Genomic DNA, 4,640 nt, shown 5'->3' on the forward strand with positions numbered 1-4,640 from the left:
CGCGGGGTGGCCGGGCCGGTGGTGTTCGGCCGGGTGAGTGAGCGTTCGGAGCGGTTCCGGCGGCTGAACGTGCGGTACTACTCGCCGCTCTGTGTGGCGCTGGGGGCCGGGGCGGCCGCAGTAGGGTTGCGGGGTTCGTCCGCCACAGATTGTTGAGGAGTCCGCTGTGCTGGTGCTGTTGCCGCCCTCGGAGGGCAAGGCCGGGTCCGGGGACGGCGGGCCGGTGGCGCTGGAGCGGCTGTCGCTGCCGGGGCTGACGGCGGCGCGCGGCGCGGTGCTGGACGCGCTGGTGGGCCTGTGCCGGGGTGACGAGGACGCCGCCTCCGAGGTGCTCGGCCTCTCCCCCGGTCTGCGCGGCGAGGTCGCCAAGAACGCCGGGCTGCCGACGGCGGGTGCCCGCCCGGCGGGCGAGGTGTACACCGGGGTGCTGTTCGACAACCTCGGCCTGGCCACCCTGGACGCGGCCGCGTACGACCGGGCCGAGCGCTCGCTGCTGGTCTTCTCCGGTCTCTGGGGCGCCGTGCGGATCTCCGACCGGATTCCGTCCTACCGCTGCTCGATGGGCGTCAAGCTTCCGCAGCTGGGGGCGCTCGGGGCGTACTGGCGGAGCGCGATGGCCCCCGTGCTCCCCGAGGTCGCGGACGGGCTGGTGCTGGACCTGCGCAGTTCCGCGTACGCGGCGGCCTGGAAGCCGGCCGGCGAGGTGGCCGCCCGGACCGCGACCGTCCGGGTGCTCCAGGAGCGGAACGGCAAGCGCAGCGTGGTCAGCCACTTCAACAAGGCGACGAAGGGGCGGATCGTCCGGGACCTGCTGGCGGCCGGGGCGGAGCCGAAGACCCCCGGCGAGCTGATGGACGCGCTGCTGGAGCTGGGCCACCACGTCGAGCTGGCGGCGGAGGGCACCGCGCGCAAGCCGTGGCAGCTGGACGTGGTGGTCACCGAGGTGCACTGAGCACCCCGGTAACGACGGGCCCTAGCGCAGGTGCGAGGTGTCGTTGAGCAGCCGCACCGAGGCGTTGCCGTCCGCGTAGTACTGGACGGCGCAGATCGAGGCGGCGGACAGCTCCATCCGGTACATCGAGTCCGGCGGGGCGCCGAGCGCCAGCCGGACCAGGGTCTTGATCGGGCTGACGTGCGAGACCACCAGCACGGTCTTCCCCGCGTACCGGGCGAGGATCTTGTCCCGGGCGACGCCGGCCCGGTGGGTGAGCGTGGTGAAGCTCTCGCCGCTGCCGGTCGGCTTGGCCTTGGCGGAGCCGAGCCAGGCGGTCAGGTCGTCGGGGTAGAGCTCCCGCACCTCGGCGAAGGTCAGGCCCTCCCAGGCACCGAAGTCGACCTCGCGCAGCCCGTCCTCGTACCGGACCTCCAGGCCGAGCCGGGCGGCGACGGTCTCGGCGGTCTGCCGGGTGCGGAGCATCGGGGAGGCGACGACCGCCTGGACGCTGCCGCGCGCGGCCAGTGCCTCGGCGGCCCGCTCGGCCTGCCAGCGGCCCTTGTCGGAGAGCTCCGGGTCGCTGCCGCCGCTGCCGGAGAAACGCTTCTCCGGGGTGAGCGGGGTCTCGCCGTGGCGCAGCAGGACGAAGGTGGTGGGGGTGCCGAGGTCGGCGGGGGAGGCCCAGCCGGCCTTGGGGGCGGCGGTCTCCAGCGGCGGCTCGTCGACGGCTGCGACCGCGGCCTTGGGCTTCGGCTCCCACTGGCGGCCGTCGCGGCCCGCGTCCATCGCCTCGTTGGCCAGCCGGTCGGCGTCCTTGTTCCGCTCGCGCGGGATCCAGGTGTACGTGACCCGGGCGCGCGGGAGGACGGTGCGCGCCTCGGCGGCGAGCGGCTGCATGTCGGGATGCTTGATCTTCCAGCGCCCGGACATCTGCTCGACGACCAGCTTGGAGTCCATCCGGACGTCCACCGAGGCGTCCGGGTCCAGGTCGCGGGCCGCCCTGAGCCCGGCGATCAGGCCCTTGTACTCGGCCACGTTGTTGGTGGCGTGGCCGATGAACTCGGCGGCTTCGGCGATGATCTGCCCGGTGTCCCCGTCACGGACCACCGCGCCGTAGCCGGCCGGCCCCGGGTTGCCCCGGGACCCGCCGTCGGCCTCGACGATGAAGCGCGCCGCCACCGGATCAGACGCCCGAGTCGGAGGTGCGGACCAGGATCCGCGAGCAGTTCTCGCAGCGGACGACCTTGTCGGCCGGCTCGGCCTTGATGGCGTTCAGCTCGGTGATCGAGAACTCGGTGCGGCAGCCCTCGCAGCGGCGCTGGTAGAGGCGGGCCGCGCCGACGCCGCCCTGGGTCTCGCGCAGCTTGGTGTAGACCTTCAGCAGGTCGGCCGGGATGACGGCGGCGACGGTCTCGCGGTCGCGCTTGACCTTCTCGGCCTCCCCGTCGATCTCGGCGAAGGCGGCGTCGCGGCGGCCCTCGGCCTCGGTGAGGACGACGGTGGAGTGCTCCAGGCGGGCGGACAGCTCCTCGACCCGGCTCTTGGCGCTCTCCTGGCGCTCCATGATCTCCAGCACGACGTCCTCCAGGTCGCCCTGGCGCTTGGCGAGCGAGCCGATCTCGTGCTGGAGGTTCTCCAGGTCCTTCGGCGAGGTGATCGCGCCGGAGTCCAGGCGCTGCTGGTTGCGGGCGGCACGGGAGCGGACCTGCTCGACGTCCTGCTCGGCCTTGGTCAGCTCGCGGGCGGTGTCGCCCTTCTGGGCCTCGGCGGCGACGACGAGGTCCTTGAGCGCGGTGTGGTCGGCGGTGACCTTCTCGATCTCGGCGTGCTCGGGCAGGCTCCGGCGCCGGTGGGCCAGCTGGTCGAGCTTCGAGTCGATGGCCTGGAGGTCGAGCAGGCGGTTCTGGTCGGCGGGCGCGGCGTTCAAGCGGAGAGCTCCTGTGAATCGGGTCAGGCGGTGAAGGACATGGGGGCGTGCGCGGTCCACGGGTCGGTGACCCGGTGGGAGACCTTGGTCTCCACGGCCCAGCCGCGCTTGTCGGCGGCGGCCAGCAGGGCCCGCTCGGCCAGGGTGAGCCAGGGCCACTCGGTGGCCCAGTGGGCGGCGTCGAGCAGCGCGACGGGCGACGCCTCCGCGGCCTCGGAGGCCGGGTGGTGACGCAGGTCGGCGGTCAGGTAGGCGTCCACGCCGGCCGACCGGACGTCGGCGAGGAAGCTGTCGCCCGAGCCGCCGCACACCGCGACCCGGCTGACCAGCCGGTCCGGGTCGCCGGAGACGCGGACGCCGGCGGCGGTGGCGGGCAGGCCCGCCGCCACCTGCGCGGCGAAGGCGGAGAGGGTCAGCGGGGGCTCCAGCAGGCCGATCCGGCCGGTGCCACGGCGGCCCAGCGGGTCGGTCGGGTCCGGCACCAGCGGGCCGGTCACCCGCAGGCCCACCGCCTCGGCGAGCGCGTCCGAGACGCCGGGGTCGGCGTGGTCGGCGTTGGTGTGGGCGACGTGCAGGGCGATGCCGTTGGTGATCAGCGTGTGCACCACCCGGCCCTTGAAGGTGGTCGCGGCGACGCTGGTGGTGCCGCGCAGGTAGAGGGGGTGGTGGGTGACCACGAGGTCGGCGCCCCACTCCACGGCCTCGTCGACGACCGCCTGGACGGGGTCGACGGCGAAGAGCACGCGGTTGACCTCGGTCTGAGGGTCTCCGCAGACCAGGCCGACGGCGTCCCAGGACTCCGCCCACTGCGGGGGGTAGACCTCTTCGAGCGCGGTGATGACGTCGGACAGTTTCGGCACCTGTCGAGACTACCGTGCGCGCGGGGGCGGTCGGGCCTCGGCCGTACGGCCGGGCGCCGGGGGAACGGTCGCGGCCGGGTCGCGTCGCGCCCGCGGCGCCGGGTCGCCGCCGGTCCGTCCTCGGTCCGTCCTCGGTCCGTCGTCGGTACGTCCTCGGTCCGTCCTCGGTCCGTCCTCGACGCGTCGCGGCCGCGTCGGCCGGTGCCTCGTGGCCGTTCGGACAGGGGAGCTGGGGGCGTACGGGTGCACGTCAATCTGCGACGAGAGGCGCCCGGCGGGCCCCGCGCGCTCCGTACGCGGCCGCGCGCCGGTCGTCCGTTACTCACAGCAGGGTTCCCGTACGGGTTCGAAACCAGGCCTTTGCACCCTTACGAGTGAAGTGACCGGCTCTGCGTTGAGGCTTCGGTTGGCTCGAAAGTAACTTCACTTCTGCGAACAGGAGTTGCCCCGGCGGCGGCCACGACCAGGAGTCGGGCGGTGCCGTGCCGGGCCGGACGGGATCCGGGTGGGCACTCCCGTACCGGGGCGGTACCGCCGCCCCTTCCGGAAGAACCGATCAGGCCGGGCCGCCGCCCGGGTGCCGCGAGCAGTGGGCACCGGGGCGGCGGCCTCGACGAAGGGATGTGGTGGCGAATGGGGGCGGGCACATCGCTGCGTACGGCCGGGGACAGGGGATCGGTGGACCGCGGACCGGGTGCGGCCGGTTCGTGGCCGGAGGCGGAGCGGGCGGCACCGGCCGGTGCCGGAGACCGGGGAGGCGGCGGTGACCGGGAGGTCACCGTCGGCGGCTTCCGGCACACGGCCCGGCCCGCCGGGCGAGGGCCGGTGCCGCCCGCCGTCGGTCCGATCGGGCAGGAGGACCCCGCCGTCCTGGTGCAGGAACGAATCGCCGGGCCTCCGTCGTGCCGCGGCCGGGTCG

At 74.4% G+C, this 4,640-nt stretch carries 4 protein-coding genes; 1 reads left to right on the forward strand and 3 read right to left on the reverse strand.

Annotated elements, in window-relative coordinates:
• The first annotated feature begins 166 nt into the window (after positions 1–166).
• Complete coding sequence (gene yaaA / locus AE652_RS35760) at positions 167–952, forward strand: peroxide stress protein YaaA (RefSeq protein WP_049659172.1); 786 nt, start codon at positions 167–169, stop codon at positions 950–952.
• Positions 953–973: 21 nt separating this feature from the next.
• Here yaaA and AE652_RS35765 read toward each other — a convergent pair whose 3' ends face one another.
• From AE652_RS35765 to AE652_RS35775, 3 genes are read right to left on the reverse strand one after another with little or no spacing between them, the layout of a single operon-like run.
• A complete protein-coding gene (locus AE652_RS35765) occupies positions 974–2,113 on the reverse strand; it encodes a bifunctional RNase H/acid phosphatase (RefSeq protein ID WP_049659173.1) in 1,140 nt (379 codons plus the stop codon).
• Between the two features lie 4 nt (positions 2,114–2,117).
• A complete protein-coding gene (locus AE652_RS35770) occupies positions 2,118–2,861 on the reverse strand; it encodes a zinc ribbon domain-containing protein (RefSeq protein ID WP_049659174.1) in 744 nt (247 codons plus the stop codon).
• Positions 2,862–2,884: 23 nt separating this feature from the next.
• The gene (locus AE652_RS35775; RefSeq protein WP_049659175.1) at positions 2,885–3,721 is read right to left on the reverse strand and encodes a Nif3-like dinuclear metal center hexameric protein; all 837 of its coding nucleotides are present in this window, start codon (positions 3,719–3,721) and stop codon (positions 2,885–2,887) included.
• Between the last annotated feature and the right edge of the window lie 919 nt (positions 3,722–4,640).

Origin of the sequence: Kitasatospora sp. MY 5-36 (assembly GCF_001182915.1) — a bacterium.
Classification (GTDB): Bacteria; Actinomycetota; Actinomycetes; order Streptomycetales; family Streptomycetaceae; genus Kitasatospora.